Origin of the sequence: Pseudomonas vanderleydeniana (genome assembly GCF_014268755.2) — a bacterium.
Taxonomy (GTDB): Bacteria; Pseudomonadota; Gammaproteobacteria; order Pseudomonadales; family Pseudomonadaceae; genus Aquipseudomonas; species Aquipseudomonas vanderleydeniana.
The window spans coordinates 3185787-3202141 of the sequence record NZ_CP077093.1; the positions used below are offsets into that span (position 1 = coordinate 3185787).

General features: G+C 61.6%; 17 protein-coding genes. 12 read left to right on the forward strand and 5 right to left on the reverse strand.

Annotated features, from left to right (window positions below; genetic code table 11):
• Positions 1–35: 35 nt before the first annotated feature.
• The gene (locus tag HU752_RS14395; RefSeq protein ID WP_186688518.1) at positions 36–599 is read right to left on the reverse strand and encodes a TetR/AcrR family transcriptional regulator; all 564 of its coding nucleotides are present in this window, start codon (positions 597–599) and stop codon (positions 36–38) included.
• A 133-nt stretch (positions 600–732) separates the two neighbouring features.
• On the reverse strand, positions 733–1611 hold the full coding sequence (locus HU752_RS14400) for a LysR substrate-binding domain-containing protein (protein ID WP_186688520.1): 879 nt from the start codon (positions 1609–1611) through the stop codon (positions 733–735).
• 140 nt (positions 1612–1751) lie between these two features.
• Between HU752_RS14400 and HU752_RS14405 the strand changes: the two genes are divergently transcribed.
• Positions 1752–2384, forward strand: a complete 633-nt coding sequence (locus tag HU752_RS14405) for a DUF998 domain-containing protein (protein ID WP_186688523.1) — start codon at positions 1752–1754, stop codon at positions 2382–2384.
• Positions 2381–2674 carry a hypothetical protein gene (locus HU752_RS14410; protein ID WP_186688526.1) on the forward strand — a complete coding sequence of 98 codons (294 nt, stop codon included), beginning with the start codon at positions 2381–2383 and terminating at the stop codon, positions 2672–2674. The genes HU752_RS14405 and HU752_RS14410 overlap by 4 nt, the downstream gene beginning before the upstream one ends.
• Positions 2675–2725: 51 nt before the next feature.
• Here HU752_RS14410 and HU752_RS14415 read toward each other — a convergent pair whose 3' ends face one another.
• Positions 2726–3313, reverse strand: a complete 588-nt coding sequence (locus HU752_RS14415; RefSeq protein WP_225920143.1) for a hypothetical protein — start codon at positions 3311–3313, stop codon at positions 2726–2728.
• A 165-nt stretch (positions 3314–3478) separates the two neighbouring features.
• Between HU752_RS14415 and HU752_RS14420 the strand changes: the two genes are divergently transcribed.
• Together HU752_RS14420 and HU752_RS14425 are read left to right on the forward strand one after the other, a co-directional pair.
• Positions 3479–4120, forward strand: coding sequence for a DUF2625 domain-containing protein (locus tag HU752_RS14420; RefSeq protein ID WP_186688529.1), 642 nt, complete (start codon positions 3479–3481; stop codon positions 4118–4120).
• 30 nt (positions 4121–4150) lie between these two features.
• Positions 4151–4717, forward strand: coding sequence for a nucleotidyltransferase family protein (locus HU752_RS14425; protein ID WP_186688532.1), 567 nt, complete (start codon positions 4151–4153; stop codon positions 4715–4717).
• A 6-nt stretch (positions 4718–4723) separates the two neighbouring features.
• Here the strand turns inward: HU752_RS14425 and HU752_RS14430 are convergent, their stop codons facing one another.
• Positions 4724–5293, reverse strand: coding sequence for a hypothetical protein (locus HU752_RS14430; RefSeq protein WP_186688535.1), 570 nt, complete (start codon positions 5291–5293; stop codon positions 4724–4726).
• Between the two features lie 684 nt (positions 5294–5977).
• Positions 5978–7210: an aromatic ring-hydroxylating oxygenase subunit alpha gene (locus tag HU752_RS14435; RefSeq protein ID WP_186688538.1), complete on the reverse strand. Its 1233-nt coding sequence runs from the start codon at positions 7208–7210 to the stop codon at positions 5978–5980.
• 216 nt (positions 7211–7426) lie between these two features.
• Between HU752_RS14435 and HU752_RS14440 the strand changes: the two genes are divergently transcribed.
• The 8 genes from HU752_RS14440 to HU752_RS14475 all read left to right on the forward strand — a co-directional run bounded on the left by HU752_RS14440 (position 7427) and on the right by HU752_RS14475 (position 16346).
• On the forward strand, positions 7427–8404 hold the full coding sequence (locus HU752_RS14440) for a LysR substrate-binding domain-containing protein (RefSeq protein ID WP_186688540.1): 978 nt from the start codon (positions 7427–7429) through the stop codon (positions 8402–8404).
• Between the two features lie 336 nt (positions 8405–8740).
• Positions 8741–10237, forward strand: a complete 1497-nt coding sequence (locus HU752_RS14445) for an aldehyde dehydrogenase (RefSeq protein WP_186688542.1) — start codon at positions 8741–8743, stop codon at positions 10235–10237.
• A gap of 4 nt (positions 10238–10241) precedes the next feature.
• Positions 10242–11135, forward strand: a complete 894-nt coding sequence (locus tag HU752_RS14450; protein ID WP_186688544.1) for a dihydrodipicolinate synthase family protein — start codon at positions 10242–10244, stop codon at positions 11133–11135.
• Positions 11136–11152: 17 nt separating this feature from the next.
• Positions 11153–12478 (forward strand): NAD(P)/FAD-dependent oxidoreductase, encoded by a 1326-nt coding sequence (locus HU752_RS14455; protein WP_202894701.1) that lies wholly within the window; start codon positions 11153–11155, stop codon positions 12476–12478.
• Between the two features lie 133 nt (positions 12479–12611).
• Positions 12612–13463: a glycine betaine ABC transporter substrate-binding protein gene (locus tag HU752_RS14460; protein WP_186688546.1), complete on the forward strand. Its 852-nt coding sequence runs from the start codon at positions 12612–12614 to the stop codon at positions 13461–13463.
• 77 nt (positions 13464–13540) lie between these two features.
• Positions 13541–14656, forward strand: a complete 1116-nt coding sequence (locus HU752_RS14465) for a quaternary amine ABC transporter ATP-binding protein (RefSeq protein WP_186688548.1) — start codon at positions 13541–13543, stop codon at positions 14654–14656.
• Entirely contained in the window at positions 14653–15501 is an 849-nt protein-coding gene (locus HU752_RS14470; RefSeq protein ID WP_186688550.1) for an ABC transporter permease, read from the forward strand. Before HU752_RS14465 ends, HU752_RS14470 begins: the two co-directional genes overlap by 4 nt.
• Positions 15498–16346 (forward strand): ABC transporter permease, encoded by an 849-nt coding sequence (locus tag HU752_RS14475; RefSeq protein WP_186688553.1) that lies wholly within the window; start codon positions 15498–15500, stop codon positions 16344–16346. Before HU752_RS14470 ends, HU752_RS14475 begins: the two co-directional genes overlap by 4 nt.
• Positions 16347–16355: the final 9 nt, after the last annotated feature.

Consider the following 16355-nt stretch of genomic DNA (forward strand, 5'->3'; position numbering starts at 1 on the left):
TGTGCCGGGGCTTTTTTTGTGCCGTCTGCAGCCTGTCAGGCGTTGGTCGTCGCGGCACCGTGGAGAAACAGTTGCTCCAGGGTCTGTATCGACGTGGCGCTGGCCGCCCGTCCACGGCGCTCGGCATCGACGATGCCGTAGACCATGCTCAGGAACATCTCCGTGAACACCGCGGCGCTGATGTCGATGCGCAGCACACCGGCCTGCTGGCCGCGCAGGAAGAACGCGTCGAGGGCATCGGCATAGGCCGTCCAGCGGCGGTTGGCCTCGTTGTCGGGGTCGAAGGTATCGGGGCGGTACTGGAACAGCAGGAAAATCAGCATCTCGCGGTGCTTGAGGTGCTCGGTGATGAGGTGGCGCAAGGCCGACAGGGGCTCGGCATGCAGCAGGTCCGCCTGTGCGATGACCTGGTTGAGGATCTGCTCACCATAGCCTTCGAGCATATTGACCAGGTTGTCACGGGTGCCGCAGAAGCGGTGCAGCGTCGCCTTGCTCACGCCGGCGGCTTCGGCCAGCTCCTTGAGGGTTGCCCGCGGATGGACGACGATGGCATCGGCCAGCGCCTTGAGCAGTTTCTCGTCATGTGGCGAGTGTTGCATTGAAGTTCCTCACGTTCGCACATTCATAGGGACATTGTGTCGAATTTGCCGAGGTGTTCAACTCGTTTGCGCAAAATAGGGATCATTTGAGACGTTTTGATATCGAAACAGGGCCTGCGCCAAAGCGCGCGAGTCAGGCCGGCGGGTGGCTGGCAGCCTCATCGAGCAACCAGTGGGCGAACTGTGCAAGTGCCCGGGACGGCTCTGCCGTCGCGCGAGTGACCAGCACATAACGCTCGCTCAGTTGCGCGAATGTCGGCCAGGGCGCACTGAGTCGGCCGTCGCTCAACTCCTGTTCGACGTAGCGGCGCGGCACCAGGGCCATGCCAATGCCGGCCTTGGCGGCTTCGATGAGCAGGGCGTAGCGGTCATAGGTGGGGCCTGTCGAGCCATTGGGCAGGTCGAGCTCGGCCAACTGTGCATAGCGGCTCCAGCCATAGGGGCTTTCATGCTTGTGCAGCAGCGGCATGTCCCGCGCCGCGCTATCGGCCAGGCGCGGATGGCAGACGGCGACCACCGGCTCCTCGAACAACGGCTGGACCTTCATTGGCTGCCAGATCGGATGTTCATAGTTGATCGCCGCGTGCAGGCCGCTTTCCTCAAGCGAGAAGGGCTGCGTTCTTTCGCGCAGGTTGACCTCGATGTCGGGATGGCGCTCGCGAAACCGCGCGAGCCGGGGGATCAGCCAGCGGCTGGCAAGCGTCGGGATCACGCCGATTTCCAGTGTGCTCGTACCTTGCGTGTCACTCATCAACTGGCGGGTATGGCGTTCGATGTCGGCCAGGGCGGTGCGCATGCGTGTCGCGTAGCTGGCGCCCGGAGCGGACAGCTCGACGCGGTTGCCCACGCGGTGAAACAGCCGTACCCCGAGAAAGTCTTCCAGCTTGGCGATCTGTCGGCTGATTGCGCCTTCGCTCAGCGACAGCTCCTGCGCGGCCTTGGCGAAGCTCTGGTGGCGTGCCGCAGCTTCCAGGGCGAGCAGCGCAGAGGTGCTGGGCAGACGTCGGGTCATTGCGGGCCATCCATGGGGCAAGGGGGCGGCATCATGACGCATGCGCAAGCTGCCTTGCAAAAAAATCGGTAACGCGCGAGGAGGGTGTTCCCTAGCATGGAGCCCGGATTGACCACTACAAGACAAGGGAGTGCCGCATCGTGAAAACCACCGATCGTGCCTTGCTGGGATTGGGCGTATTGATTCCTTTCTGGCTGTTCCTGGGTGTTGCCCTGACCGCGTTGGCGTATCCGGGCTACAGCCATCTGGAACTGGCCATGAGCCAACTGGGCGCCGAGGGTGCACCGACTCACGGCTTCTCCGCCTGGCTGAACAACTTCCCACTGGGGCTTTGGTTCCTGCTCTTTGCCCTGGGTGTCGCCAGGCGGTTCAGGGATTCGCGACTGGCACTGCTGAGCGCCGCGCTGATCTTCGTGCATGGCCTGGCGAGCCTGGCTACCGGCTACTTCTCCTGCGACCAGGGGTGCGTGCCGGCCGAACCGTCACTTTCGCAGCAGATCCACAACCTGTCGGGCCTGCTGATGTTCATCTCGCTGACGCTGGCGGCGTTGCTCTGGGTATTCCTTGGCAAGCGACTGCTGTCCTCGTCCGGTTTCGCCGTGTTCTCGGCGATCTGTGTCATCCTGTCGATCGCCACGGTGGCGATGATGGGCAAGGCCTTTGCCGAAGGGCACCTGTTTGGCCTGTACCAGCGACTCAACTACGGGGTTTCGGTGGCCTGGGTCGCGGTGCTGGCGCTATTGGCCTTGCGTGGAGCAGCGAGAACGGCATGAGTGACAGGCAGGGCATCATCAAAGGCAGGATCGAGGCACTGGTGGCGGCCAGCGCAGTGGACGAGATCACCTACCAGTCGGAGTGGCTGGGCTATCTGCCCTTCGGGGTCTACCACTGGATCGAGCACCAGGGCAAGGAGGTTTCCAGCGATTTTCCCGCAGGGTGGACGCTTGAGGACCTGGCCGGTCTGGAGCGTTCCGGGTTCCTTGAGTTGATTGAAAGTCAGCAGGACCCGACAGATGAATTCGATCGGCGAATCAGGTATCGCGTTTGCGTGGCACGCCCCTGAGCCATGATAAGCTGGTGTTCGAGGCCGTTGGGCACTTTGGCTGCAGTGCTACTAATACCACTCGCTCACCAGAAAGAAATGCTGTCCGTAGGCCTTTGCCGAAAGATCCGCTGCCCATGATCTTCGCCTCTTGAACTGTTCAAGAGGCGTGTCCGTTTCATCGTAAACGAGGGTGTATGAAGAACTTGCGGATATAGCACTACCTGTAGCACCCCAGTCCCACTCGTTGTAACGCGGATGTGGGCCAGGCAGGTTGCGCAACTGCTCCTCGTACTCGTGGCGCTTGAACTGAAAGTAGATCCAGTCGGCACCTATTTGATAGTGCCATAGCACGGCGAACAGTCCGAAGGTCATCGCAGGCGCGGTGACGACACAAACCAGCCGGCGCCAGCGACGAGTCCACAGATTGATCAGCAATCCCAGGATAAAACTGCCTGAGGCAATCAGCGCCGGGATGAGAAACAGTGGGACTACCATGATCCAGAGATTGAACAAACGGTCCAGTTCAGGACTGATGTAGAGCATTACGCCAAACAACAGCCAGGCACAAAAGTGGCGGGCGGTAAATCGATCCATGCGTTTGGCCGGGATCGGTCCGGCCTGGGTATCCATTGTGTCCAAGATGCCTGCTTCTTCCATGAGGGCGTGACCGGGCTCGGCCTCCGCCAGGGCGCGGGATTTTCTTCAAATCTGACTGGGCTGTCCAGAGACGGTTGGCAGGCGTGCCGGATGGCTCGTTTACCATGGTCGCGCAAGCAGCTCCCCGGTACCATTGGGCCCATTCTTTTTCCCAAGGATTGGTCGATGAAACACCTGGATGAACTGATCGAGCGCGATGACCCGGCGATGCCGATCATTCGCGAAATGCTGGCAGGTGCAACACGGCCCTATCGGTTGCTGCCGGCATCCAGCGAAAACGCCCGGGTCCTGAGCCACTTGCAGGTGACCACCCGCTCGACATTGGGAGCGATGGCCTACGAGACGGGCGGTCTGCTGATCGATCACGGTTGGTTGCGCATACTCGGTTCCGGGGCCGCTGAACTCTCGCGAAACCTCGTCGACTGGAACGACCAGCGCGCCGAAGGGCACCTGCTGGTGGCCGACGATGCCGCAGGCGGTTTCTTTTCGATCAATGGCGGGGCGCTGGGCGATGATCGCGGCGCGATGTATTACTGGGCGCCGGATACCCTGGCCTGGGAGCCGCTGGAGATCGGCTACACGGATTTTCTGGGCTGGGCCCTGAGTGACCAGCTCACGGCGTTCTACGAGAGCCTGCGCTGGGACGGTTGGGTCGAGGACACGCAGGCGCTGGGCGCGGACCGATGTTTCAACTTCTTCCCGTTTCTCTGGAGCCGTGAAGGTTCGGTACAAGGCAGTCAGCGCAAGGCAGTCGACATCGCCGAACAGTTCAGCGTGAACACCGAACTTTCACGGACACTCGGTTAAGGTAGAGGATCGATCCCAAGGGACTCCCTCATGACACTGACTGTCGAACGCCTGATCAGCCTGGCCATGGCCAACCCGATAAACGCCGAGATCACCTCACGCTTGCCTTCGCTGGGGCTGGGGCAGTGCATGCTCGCCGCAGGCTGCCTGTTTCAGGCGGTGTGGAATCAGCAGGCGAAACTGCCGGCCGACTGGGGAATAAAGGACTATGACATTTTCTACTTCGACGAGGACCTGTCCTGGGAAGCCGAGGATGCGGTCATTCGCTCGGTCGAGCGACTTTTCAAGGATCTTGGGGTCAACATCGAGGCGAAGAACCAGGCCCGGGTCCACCTCTGGTACAAGGAACGGTTTGGCCGCTGCTACTCCCAACTGCATTCAACCCGGGAGGGGATCGATCGCTACCTGGTTGCCGGGACGTGCATCGGGTTGGAGGTTGCCACCGGCGAGCTCTATGCGCCGTATGGGCTGACTGACGTGGAGCAGGGCATTCTGCGTATCAACCCTGAACACCCTGATCCTCACCTGTTCGAGCTGAAAGCAAAAAGCTATCAGGCTCGGTGGCCCTGGTTGAGGATCATCCCAACCGGGCCGTAATGGCCTTCAACGCAGTTCGGTCACCAGGAAGAAGTGGTGTCCGTAGGGTTGTACCGAGGCATCAGCCTGCCAGCGCTTGTCGTTCTTGGGCTGCGTCAGCGGCTTGTCCGTTTCATCGTAGACCAGGGTGTAGGCCACGTTCGTGCCGGCATCGCCGCCGGTCGAACCCCAGCTCCACTCGTGATACTTGGCGGATGACTGCGGCAGGCTGCGGATCATCTCCAGATAGACATGCCGTTTCAGCTGGAAGCTCACCCAGCCGGCATCCACGCCATAGTGGTACGAGGCGGTCAGCAGGCCGACGGTGATGACCGGGGCGACGACAACCGAGACCAGGCGTTTCCAGCGGCGTGTCCAGAGGTTGGCCACGAAACCGACGACGAAGCTCCCGGAAGCGACCAGCGCAGGGGCCGTGAGCAAAGGGATCAGCAGGAGCCAGAGGCCCAGCATGCGGTCCAGTTCACTGCTGATGTAGAGAATCAGGCAGAACACCAGCCAGTCGCCGAGATGGCGTACGGTGAAACGATCGGCTGTGTCCTCGGCTGAGGGTTTGATGCTCGTATCGAGAATGCTCAAGGCGTCTGTCCTTCCATGACAACGCGAAATGCCCGGTGTCCTTTCGCGTACTGCTGTACCAGAAGGGGCGGGAATTACTTCAACTCGCAACGATCTTTTCTGAAATCGTCGATGACCGGGTTCCGTCCCTGGAAGACGGTATAGTCAATGGTGACTAGTCAGTCAATCGATATTCGCTCTCGATGATCAGATGTTTGAACTGTTCGACAAACTCGGAAGCCGTATTTCCGGGTACTTACAATTAGTGGCTCTTTGATATCTATTGCCCTTGCACGAGCTCAATGGATCCTGCCGCAGCCGTGCGTTATGGATTGGCACGTTCGTGCTCAAATGACTCCTGTAAGGCTGCATGATGGCTAAGTGAAATCAAGTCCGATCAGAGTCTATCCAGATTGCAGTCGTTGTATGAGATACATATCAAGTAAGGAGTATGGCTTTTTGATATTAACGCCACTTTGTTTGTCGGCTTTCTACTCATGTAGCCGGGTCCCGCTAGTTCATGCCCTGAAGACAAGGGTTCATGTAAAAAGCTGATCCGTTGGAGATCATGTCGCGGGGTAGCTTATCGCTCGGAAAGTGCATCAGGTCCTTGCTCGAAACAGCGTTCTCCAGGAGGGTTATTCTGCAACTGGCTGGCTGTTTCCAGGCCCGGCCGGAAGCGTGAGTCCTCCGACCGGGTTGCGCTCAGCCGACCGCGATGGGCAATGACTCGCTGATGCGCCGGGTCAGCAGTTCGCAGTACCAATCGACGAACTGGTTGACGCCGGTTTCGATCAGCGGTGAGTAGGGACCTGGCGTGTAGGCCGGGGAGGTCACGCCGACCTGGGCGCCCTCGACCAGCCGGCGGTCCTGGTCGTTGGTGGCCATCCAGACCTTGGTCAGGCGTTCGATGTCATAGTCCACGCCCTCCTGGGCGTCCTTGGGCACCAGCCATTTGGTGGTGACCACCGTTTCACCCGGGCCGACCGGCAGCACGCGGAAACTCAAGGCGTGGTCGCCCAGGAAGTGGTTCCAGGTCGAGGGGTAGTTGAAGTAGAGCAGGGCACCGATGTTGTCCACGCCGCTACGGTCCAGGCGGCGTCCGACCACGGCAGGCTGGCCGTCCAGGGTGTAGCTGCTGGCCCCCGGGTTGAGCGGGATACGGGTCATGCGAAACTGGCCGGCCGGGTCCATCACCTGACGGCTGGCCAGGCCTGCGGCCTCGCAGGTATCACAGTACTCAGCCAGTGCCGGGTCTTCCTCGCCACCGCCACGCACCGAGGCCAGTTCGGTGTAGGAGCTCAACAGCTCCGGGTGAGTGCCGTCGCAGTGATAGCACTCACGGTTGTTTTCAAACACCAGTTTCCAGTTGCCTTTTTCCACCAGGGTGGCCTCGAAGGCAACCTTGCAGTCTTCCAGGTAGTGTGGACCGATGAAGGGGGAGACGGCACTGCGGAATTTCTCGAAGTCCGGTGCGACTTTCGCCACGCAGACATAGATGTAGCTGTGCACGATTTCGCAATGCGCCGGGATCAGGTCATGCTCGGCAAGGTTGAAGTCCGGGCCCATGTTGCCGGCGTACAGTAGCTTGCCGTCCAGCTCGAAGGTCCATTTGTGGTAGGGGCAGACGAGCTTGGCCACCTTGCCCTTGTCTTCGCTGCAGACCTTGGAACCGCGATGCCGGCAGGCGTTGTGAAAGGCGCGAACGGCACCGTCCTTGCCGCGTACCACGACGATGGGGTAATCGCCGATCTGCAGGGTCAGGTACTGGCCGGTCTTTTCCAGCTCGAAGGTATGCCCGGCGAAGATCCACTCGCGGTGCCAGATCTGTTCGAGATCCTGGCGATAGACATCGACATCCGAATACACGGATCCAGGGAGTCCATGTTGCGCCTTGCGTTGTTTGATCAGGTCTAATACTGCAGTTTTCGCTTGCATGTCTTTAATAGACTCCCGGGATTGTTTTTGTATGGGGCAGCTTTGCTATCGAAAGGGGAAAGTTACCCAGGCGGTTTTCGCCCGCTCTATAGGTAAATCGGATAATCTGCTAGTGCAGGGACCGGATGATTTGTTCACTTCTTTCGTGCGAAGTCTAGGGACAAGCGGTCGGCAGAAGAACCGACATTTTCTACAAGCTATTGATGAGATTCCGTAATGGTTAAAGCGACCGACCCCGATCAAAGCCTCATCAAGCTGCCCTCGTTGCGAGCGGTCAAGGCGTTTGTGGCGGCAGCCCGGTATCAGAATTTCACCCGGGCGGCCGAGGCCCTTTGCGTGACGCAAGGCGCCATCAGCCGGCAGATCCGCGAGCTCGAAGAGCACCTCGGCGCCGAACTCTTCACCCGCGCAGGGCGCGCGGTGGAGCTGACTTCAGCCGGCTCGATCTTTTTTGACGTGGTGCAGTTGTCCTTCACCAATATCGGCCAGGCCGCCGAGCGCATCCGCAGCAATGCTAGTTCCAAGCATGTGGTCACGTTGTGCTGCTCGCATGCCTTTGCCAATTTCTGGCTGGCGCCCAGGCTGCCGGATTTCTTCCAGGCCCATCCGGAGATCGACCTGAACCTGGTGGTCACGCAGAACTTCCTGTCCCTGGAGACCGGCGTCCACCCGGACATGATCATCTGCAAGTTGATGATGGGCCACGATGGTTATCACAGCCAGCCGTTGATGTGCGATGTGATCTACCCGGTGTGCACGCCGCAGTACCTGGAACGGCATCCCGAGTTGCAGACCCTGCAGGATTTTCGCGACACCGCCTTGCTGAACCTCAGCCCCTATGGCCGCTCCCAGGTGGCCGAGCACGTCGACTGGGATGTCTGGTTCGCCTACCACGGTATCGACTTCAAGGCACGGCCCAGCCATGCCCCGCATTTCTTCAATGCCAACGACTACAACCTGATCATCCAGCTGGCCCTGAGTCACCAGGGCGTCGCGCTGGGCTGGCATTACCTGGTCGCACCGCTGATCGAGCAGGGACTGCTGGTGCGTCCGGTCCAGGAGCAACTGGTGCACCGGGAAACCCTGCATTACCTCAGTTTCAAGGAGGACAAGGGCCGTGACCCGAGCTGCTGCAAGCTGCGTGACTGGCTCACCGAACAGTTCGCGGTGCACGTGGAGCCCCACGAGTCATGAGCCCAGCTCATCAATAGCTCGCCGTAAAAGTCGTTTTCCCGATTTTTCCCCTCGCTCTATCCTTCACCTCGAAAGCTGACAAGCACTTTTCGAGGTGAATGGCAGTCTCTTACCTAAACCATGCGGACATGCCTTGGGCTGTTATAGCTGTAGGCAAACAACAATAAAACTCGCGTGCTGATCACTCACATCAAATAAGTGCCTTGTACTTTTTGATAGTAGCTCCGTCTTTATTGTTTGGCTGCCACTCATCGAACTAGCGTGAAGCTGTGGCCGGCCTGTTCATGCCCAAAAACACGGCTTCATATAAAAGTGTGCCCATTGGGAGGCAATACTGTGACGCAACTTAAAAGCCTGGAAGAGTATCAATCCATTGCGCGTAATATCGTTTTCCCGACGAAAGCGATCATTGCCGGCGAACAACGGGCGGCCCTTTCCGGTGCAACTTTCTCCACCTCCAATCCCGCCAATGGCGAGGCCCTGGCGCAGGTAGCGGCCTGCGCCACCGCGGACGTGGACGTGGCGGTGGCGGCAGCGCGTGAGGCCTTTGACGACGGCCGCTGGTCGAAGCAGCACCCGGCGGCACGCAAGCAGGCGATCCTGCGCCTGGCGGCGTTGATCGAGGAGCATTCGGTCGAGCTGGCCGTGATGGAGAGCCTGGACAGCGGCAAGACCATCCTCGATTGCGTGACAGTCGACGTCCCCGAGACCATCAACTGCCTGAAGTGGCACGCCGAGGCCATCGACAAGCTCTACGACCAGGTTTCGCCGGCCTCCGACGCGCACTTGGCGCTGGTCGTGCGTGAACCGGTGGGCGTGGTGGGGCTGGTCCTGCCCTGGAACTTCCCGCTGCTGATGCTGGCCTGGAAGATCGGCCCGGCGTTGGCGGCCGGCTGCTGCCTGGTGGTCAAGCCGGCCGAGGAAACCTCGCTCACCACGTTGCGCGTGGCTCAACTAGCCCTCGAAGCCGGTATTCCGGCTGGCGTGTTCAACGTCGTGACCGGCTCCGGTGCCGAGGTCGGCGAGCCCATCGGGCGGCATCCGGACATCGATGCCCTGTCATTCACCGGGTCGACCGACACCGGTCGGCGTTTCCTCAAGTACTCGGCCGAGAGCAACCTCAAGGAGGTCACGCTCGAAATGGGCGGGAAGAACCCCTGCATCGTGCTCGACGACATCAGCGACTTCGACGGCGTGGCCGCGCACATCGTCAACGGCTCGTTCTGGAACATGGGCGAAAACTGCTCGGCCATCTCGCGCCTGATCGTCCATGAAGCGGTGAAAGCACCCCTGCTGGAACGTATCCAGGCCCTGGCGAGCGAGTGGCACGTCGGTGAACCGCTCGACCCGGCCAACCGTATTGGCCCACTGGTTTCCCCCGAGCATTTCCGCAAGGTCAGCTCCTACCTCGGTGACGGCGGGAAAGTCCTCCATGGCGGTGAAACCAGCCTTGGCCGGTACGTGCACCCGACCATCCTCGAGGTCTCGGGCAATGACGCCAGGCCAGCCCGCGACGAAATCTTCGGTCCGGTTCTCAGCGTGATCACCGTCGGCAGCCTGAAGGAAGCCGTGGCCATCGCCAATGACACCGAGTACGGGCTGTCGGCCTCGGTGTTCACCAGTAACGCCAAGCGTGCGCTGCGGGTGGCCCGTGCCCTCAAGGCTGGCAACGTCACTGTGAACGCCTTTGGCGAGGGCGATATCACCACGCCGTTTGGCGGCTACAAGCAGTCCGGTTTCGGTGGGCGCGACAACTCGGTCCACGCCCATGACCAGTACACCCAACTGAAAACTATCTGGCTGGATCTCTCCAGCGACGAAGAAGAGGTTTGATTTCATGTCCGCATTCGCTTTCTCCGGCCTCAACCTGGCGATCACCACCCCGTTCACCACCCAGGGCAAGGTCGACCATGCCCGTTTCGAGAGCCTGATCGAACGCTACCTCGCCGCCGGCGTGAACGGCTTCGTGCTGAGTTCGGGTACCGGCATGCACGTCTACCTGAGCCAGGAAGAGTCCAAGGCGCTGGTGGCGGTAGGCGCCAAGGCCATCAACGGCCGGGCCCGGGTCATCGTGCAGACTTCCGCCTTGTTGGTGGAAGACGTGCTGGAGCGCACCCGGCATGCCGCCGACTGCGGCGCGGACGGGGTGATGGTGCTGCCACCGTTCTTCGAAGGCCCGACTGACGACCAGGGCATCATCGATTTCTATGCCGCCGTTTCCGACGGTGGCCTGCCGATCATTGGCTACAACGTTCCGCAGGCGGTCGGGGTGGAAGTCACGCCCTCGCTGTTCGAGCAACTGAGCCGAATTCCGAACTTCGCCTCGGTCAAGGACAGCAGCGGTGACCTGGCCGCCCAGGCTTCGCTGATCCGTACCGGCCTGCCGACCATGAACGGCGCCGACCCGCTGGTGCCGTATGCGCTGTTCGCCGGTGCCGCCGGGTTGATCTGGGGAGGCGCGAACATGGCACCGAAAACCTGCGTCGCAGTGGTCAAGGCCGCCCGGGAGCAGGACTGGAGCCGCGCACGTGACATCTGGCGAGTCCTGGAGCCGGTCATGTCGCTGATCTGGCAAGGCGACTACGTGCAGTCGGTCTACGCCGGTGCGGCCCTGGCCGGCTACGGCGCCGGCGAGCCGCGTCGTCCGCTGGCACGCCTGGGCGAGGACAGGAACGGTGCCCTCAAGGCCGCACTGGAACCGTTGATCGCGTTCGAGTCGGACCTCGCCTGAGGAGTGGGAGCAAGCGCATGTACGTGGCCAAGAAATTTCCAAGAAACGACAGCCTCTCCGCCTGGGTCGGCCTGCTGCCTGCGCGCCAGGCCAGGCCGGCACTCAGCAGCGCGGTGACGGTCGACGTGGCGATCATCGGTGCCGGCTTTGCCGGCCTGTCGGCCGCACGTCGCCTTTCCCAGCTCGATGCCAACCTGCGGGTGGCGGTGCTGGAGGCCGGGGTGGTTGGCGAGGGGGCGACCGGACGCAACTCCGGGTTCATCATCGACCTGCCGCACGAAGTCAGCGCCGAGGACTTTGGCGATACCTCGACCGAGCGGGCTCGCCGTGACATCACCCTGTATCGCTCGGCGATTGGCCTGGCCACGGACATGGCGGAGCAATACGGCTGGGGCCGGGAGATCCTCGACCCCTGCGGGCGCTACAGCGTCGCCATCAGTGCAAAGGGCGATGCCCACATCCGCACCTACGCCCAGCAACTCAAGGGCCTGGGGGAGTCGCACGAGATCCTCGATGCCCAGGGCATCTACGCGGTCACCGGCAGCAGGCTCTATACCTCGGGCTTGTACATGCCCGGGACGGTCATGGTGCAGCCGGCGGCCTATATCCGCGCGGTTGCGGACAGCCTGCGGAGCCCGGTGAGCCTGTATGAAAACTGCGCGGTGCTGTCGTTCCAGAAGCAGGCTGGCGGCTGGTTGCTCAAGACGCGTGAGGGCTCCGTCAGTGCCCAGCGCATCATCCTGGCTACCAACGGGCATGCCCAGAGCTTCGGACTGTTCCCCAGCCAACTGCTGCATGTGTTCACCTATGCATCGATGACCGAACCATTCGACCCCCGGCGTCTGGCCGGCAAGCGCGATTGGGCGGCCACCCCGGCGTTGCCCATGGGCACCACGGTCCGGCGGGTGAGCGGGGCGGATGGCGATCGAATCCTGATCCGCTCGCGCTATTCCTATCACGCCGGCATCGAGATCAATGACGGGCACGTGCAAAGCGCTGGTCGGGTCCACGATGGCAAGTTCGCCGATCGTTTCCCGGGGCTGCTCGGCCTGAAGATGCAATATCGCTGGGGCGGGCCGATGGCCCTGACCTGGAACAGCGTGCCGCTGTTTGGCGAGATCGAGCCCGGGCTGATTTCCGCCTGTGCCTGCAATGGACTGGGCGCCTCCAAGTCCAGTGCCGCCGGGATCGCGGCGGCGGAAGCGGCCATGGGCTTGAAGTCCCCCCTGGTGGACATCCTGTCGAAATACGACTCACCGAAAAAGCTCCCACCCCAGCCATTGCTGAGCATCGGCGCCAAGGCCGACCTGAAGCTGCGCGAGTGGCGCGCGGGGCGCGAGTGAGACCCGATCAATCAATAGCCTGCCACCTCTGTAGTTGAAACACACCAGCGACATCGCTTTTGCGGCAACAACCATAACAACACCCGCAGCATGCCTGAGAAGGCGAACACTCAACCTTCGTAGAGGAAATACCATGAAGACAATCTGGAAAGCGTTCATTGCTTTGCTGATGATGGCTACCGTCATTCTCCCGGTGCAGGCCGAAGAAAAAACCATCACGATGGGGTCGATGGCCTGGGAGGACATGTCGCCGATGGCACTGATCACCAAGAAGGTGCTGGAAGAGCAGGGCTACACCGTCAAGTTGACCGAGTTTTCCGAGTGGGGCATCGCCTATGCCGCCCTGGGCAAGGGCGATGTCCAGATACTGGTGTCGCAGGTCAACTACCTGACCCAGGACTACTGGAACAAGAGCAAGAACAAGCTCGAGCGGGTTTCGCCGATTTCCGACGGCCTCTACCAGGGCATAGCCGTTCCCAAGTACGTCAGCATCGACTCGATCGAGGAACTGAATGCCAACGCCGACAAGTTCGGCGGCAAGATCATCGGTATCGAACCGGGGGCGGGCCTGATGCGTGACACCAACAATGCGATCAGGGACTACGGCCTCAAGCTGCAACTGGTGGAAGGCAGTTCTGCCGCCATGACCGCCGCCCTGAAGTCGGCAATCGACCGCAAGGAGTGGATCGCCGTCACCCTGTGGGATCCGTCCTGGATGTCCCTGAAGTTCGATGTCAAATACCTCACCGATTCCAAGGGGGTATTCCCACCGTCGCAAACCTACTACTGGATCGGCCAGAAAGGCTTTTCCGAGAAGAATCCCCAGGCCCGGGAAGCCATTGCCAGTATCTATATCCCGATTGCCGACATCCGTGCCATCAACGGCGACATTCGTGATGGCAAGTCCGTCGGCGAAGCCGTCGATGCCTGGACGGCCAGGCACAAGGACCTGATGGCGCGTTGGGAAAACAACAAGAAGAACTGATCAGGCCGTATTTGCCTTTTTAAATGCTGCCGAACTTGAAAGAGCCTTGTGTTATGCAAAGTTTCAATGGGATTGCTATGACTACTCCACGTTCAGACGCTAATGAAGTACTGGTGAGCTGCCAGTCGGTATGGAAGATCTTCGGCGACAACTCGGCGGCGGCCATGCAGGCGGTTGTCGAGAAGGGCCATGGCAAGAAGCAGATACTCCAGGACTACAGTTGCGTCGTCGGCGTGTCTGACGTCAACCTCGAGGTTCGCCGTGGTGAGATCTTTTGCATCATGGGCTTGTCCGGCAGCGGCAAATCCACCCTGATCAGGCTGCTCAACAAATTGATCACCCCCAGCGCCGGCCAGGTGATGGTCAAGGGGCGCGACCTGTCGAGTCTCAACGCGCAGCAGTTGCGTAGCGTGCGGGCCCGGGAGATCGGCATGGTGTTCCAGAGCGTGGCCCTGTTGCCGAACCGCACGGTGCTGGAGAACACCGCCTTTGGCCTGGAAGTGCAGGGCGTTCCCAAGGCCGAGCGCCTGAAGGTCGCGCAAGCGGCACTGGCCAAGGTGGGCTTGAGCGATTGGACACAGCGCTACCCGGCCGAGCTGTCCGGTGGCATGCAGCAGCGCGTGGGCCTGGCCCGTGCGCTTGCCGCGGACCCGGAAGTGATTCTGATGGACGAACCATTCAGTGCGCTGGATCCGCTGATCCGTCGACAGTTGCAGGACGAATTCCGTCAGTTGACCAAGGCGCTGGGCAAGTCGGCGGTCTTCATTACCCACGATCTGGATGAGGCGATCCGAATCGGCGATCGCATTGCGATCATGAAGGATGGCGTGATCATCCAGGTCGGCACCGCCGAGGAGATCGTGCTGAACCCGGCGGATGACTATGTCGCGGAGTTCGTCGCCGGGATCTCGCGCCTGCACCTGATCAAGGCGCATTCGGTGATGGCTCCGCTCGCGGCCTACCAGGCGGCGCATCCGGGCGTCGATATTGCACGGCTGGCCAAGGCTTCGCCCGAGGCGGACATCGACCAGTTGATCAACCTGGCGATCAGGTCCGAGCGTGACGCCGTTGCCGTGGAGCACAATGGCACGGTGATCGGTGTGATCACGCTGCGCGATCTGCTGCGCGGCGTGCAAGGCGTTGCCAACGAAAGCGTGCCGCCGGTGGCGAGCGTGCTGGAGGCGACGGCATGAACACGCCGGACTTCTCCAGCGGCTTCGATGCCGCGATCAATGCCGGGCTCGAATGGCTGTCGGACCAGGGCTCGTTCGTCTTCGATGCGATGAACGCCTGGCTGAGTGGCCTCTATCAGGCGGTCCTGTGGTGCGTGGGCACGCCGCCGTACTCTGCGGTGGTGGCGGTTTTGGCCCTGATCGGCTGGCGGCTGGTGGGACTGCGCTTTGCCGTGCTGAGCGCCGCTGCGCTGTCCTTCACCGCCTACATGGGGTTGTGGCCGGAAACGGCCAGTACCCTGGCACTGGTGCTGAGCTCGACGGTGCTGGCGCTGCTCGTCGCCATTCCTCTGGGCGTGGTGGCCGGCCTGGCTCCGGTGCTCGATCGGGTCGTCGATCCCTGCCTCGACCTGCTGCAGACCATGCCGCCGTACATCTACCTGCTGCCCGCCATCGCCTTGCTGGGCTACGGCCCGGCCACCGCGCTGCTCGCCACCTTCATCGTGGCGTTGCCGCCGGCGCTGCGCCTGACCTCCCTGGGGATCCGCATGACACCCCGGGAGTTCATCGAGCTGGGCGATGCCAGTGGGGTGAGCGGCTGGCAGATGTTCTTCAAGATCCGCCTGCCGTTCGCCCTGCCAAGCATCATGGCCGGCATCAACCAGAGCCTGATGATGGCGTTCGGCATGGTGGTGATCGCCGGCATCGTCGGTTCCGGTGGGTTGGGGGAGGCGATCTACGGAGCGATTCGTACACTGGATATCGCCAAGTCGATCAACGCCTCCATCGCCATCGTGGTGCTCACGCTGATTCTCGACCGGTTGGCGCAAGCCACCGCCACGACCCGCACAGGAGCTGCGCAATGACCGATTCCTTTTCGCCGGGCAGTTACCTGGCGCCTGCCGTGGATTGGCTCAACGTCCACCTGCATGGTTTGTTCAGCGCGATCAGCCAGGGCGTCGAAGCCCTGCTGGCGATGGTGCAGAGCGTATTGCTGCTGCCGCATCCCTACCTGTTCATCGCCATCGTGGTGGCGGCGGCGGCCATCTGGATCAACAGGAAAGTCGCGCTGTTCGCGCTGTGCATGCTGGCCTTCTGTTTGTGTGCCGGGCTTTGGGTGGCCTCGATCCAGACCATTGCCCTGGTCTGCGTGGCGGTGCTGATCTCGGTGTCCATCGCCTTTCCACTGGGCGTGATCGCGGCCCGGGTGAAGCGGGTGGACGAGATCATCCTGCCGATCCTGAACATCATGCAGACGGTGCCGCCCTGGGTCTATCTCATCCCGGCGGTGATGCTGTTCAGCCTGGGACGTGTCCCGGCGATCATCGCCACCATCGTCTACGGCATTCCGCCCATGCTGCGCTTGACCTCCCTGGCCTTCAGGCAACTGCCCAGGGACCTGCTCGAGCTGGGCCAGGCGTCCGGTGCGTCACCGCGGGACATCCTGTTCAAGATCGAACTGCCGACGGCTGCGCCGACCCTATTGGTGGGGTTGAACCAGTGCATCCTCATGTCCCTGGCGATGGTGGTGCTGGCGGGACTGGTGGGCGCCGGTGGCCTGGGCGCCGAGGTGACCCGCGGTCTGTCGCGCATGGAAATGGGGCTGGGACTGCGTGCGGGCCTGGCGATCGTGGCCATCGCCCTGTTGCTGGATCGGCTGCCGCGCGGTGCGTTGCAGCGTCACTCTGCGGGCCGGGCGATGGCTGTCTGAGTCGTAGCG

Bases quoted from the DNA above. Each gene is read 5' to 3' on its own strand.
- HU752_RS14395 (WP_186688518.1), bottom strand. From the start codon at position 599: ATGCAACACTCGCCACATGACGAGAAACTGCTCAAGGCGCTGGCCGAT.
- HU752_RS14400 (WP_186688520.1), bottom strand. From the start codon at position 1,611: ATGACCCGACGTCTGCCCAGCACCTCTGCGCTGCTCGCCCTGGAAGCT.
- HU752_RS14410 (WP_186688526.1), top strand. From the start codon at position 2,381: ATGAGTGACAGGCAGGGCATCATCAAAGGCAGGATCGAGGCACTGGTG.
- HU752_RS14415 (WP_225920143.1), bottom strand. From the start codon at position 3,313: ATGGAAGAAGCAGGCATCTTGGACACAATGGATACCCAGGCCGGACCG.
- HU752_RS14420 (WP_186688529.1), top strand. From the start codon at position 3,479: ATGAAACACCTGGATGAACTGATCGAGCGCGATGACCCGGCGATGCCG.
- HU752_RS14425 (WP_186688532.1), top strand. From the start codon at position 4,151: ATGACACTGACTGTCGAACGCCTGATCAGCCTGGCCATGGCCAACCCG.
- HU752_RS14435 (WP_186688538.1), bottom strand. From the start codon at position 7,210: ATGCAAGCGAAAACTGCAGTATTAGACCTGATCAAACAACGCAAGGCG.
- HU752_RS14440 (WP_186688540.1), top strand. From the start codon at position 7,427: ATGGTTAAAGCGACCGACCCCGATCAAAGCCTCATCAAGCTGCCCTCG.
- HU752_RS14450 (WP_186688544.1), top strand. From the start codon at position 10,242: ATGTCCGCATTCGCTTTCTCCGGCCTCAACCTGGCGATCACCACCCCG.
- HU752_RS14455 (WP_202894701.1), top strand. From the start codon at position 11,153: ATGTACGTGGCCAAGAAATTTCCAAGAAACGACAGCCTCTCCGCCTGG.
- HU752_RS14460 (WP_186688546.1), top strand. From the start codon at position 12,612: ATGAAGACAATCTGGAAAGCGTTCATTGCTTTGCTGATGATGGCTACC.
- HU752_RS14465 (WP_186688548.1), top strand. From the start codon at position 13,541: ATGACTACTCCACGTTCAGACGCTAATGAAGTACTGGTGAGCTGCCAG.
- HU752_RS14470 (WP_186688550.1), top strand. From the start codon at position 14,653: ATGAACACGCCGGACTTCTCCAGCGGCTTCGATGCCGCGATCAATGCC.
- HU752_RS14475 (WP_186688553.1), top strand. From the start codon at position 15,498: ATGACCGATTCCTTTTCGCCGGGCAGTTACCTGGCGCCTGCCGTGGAT.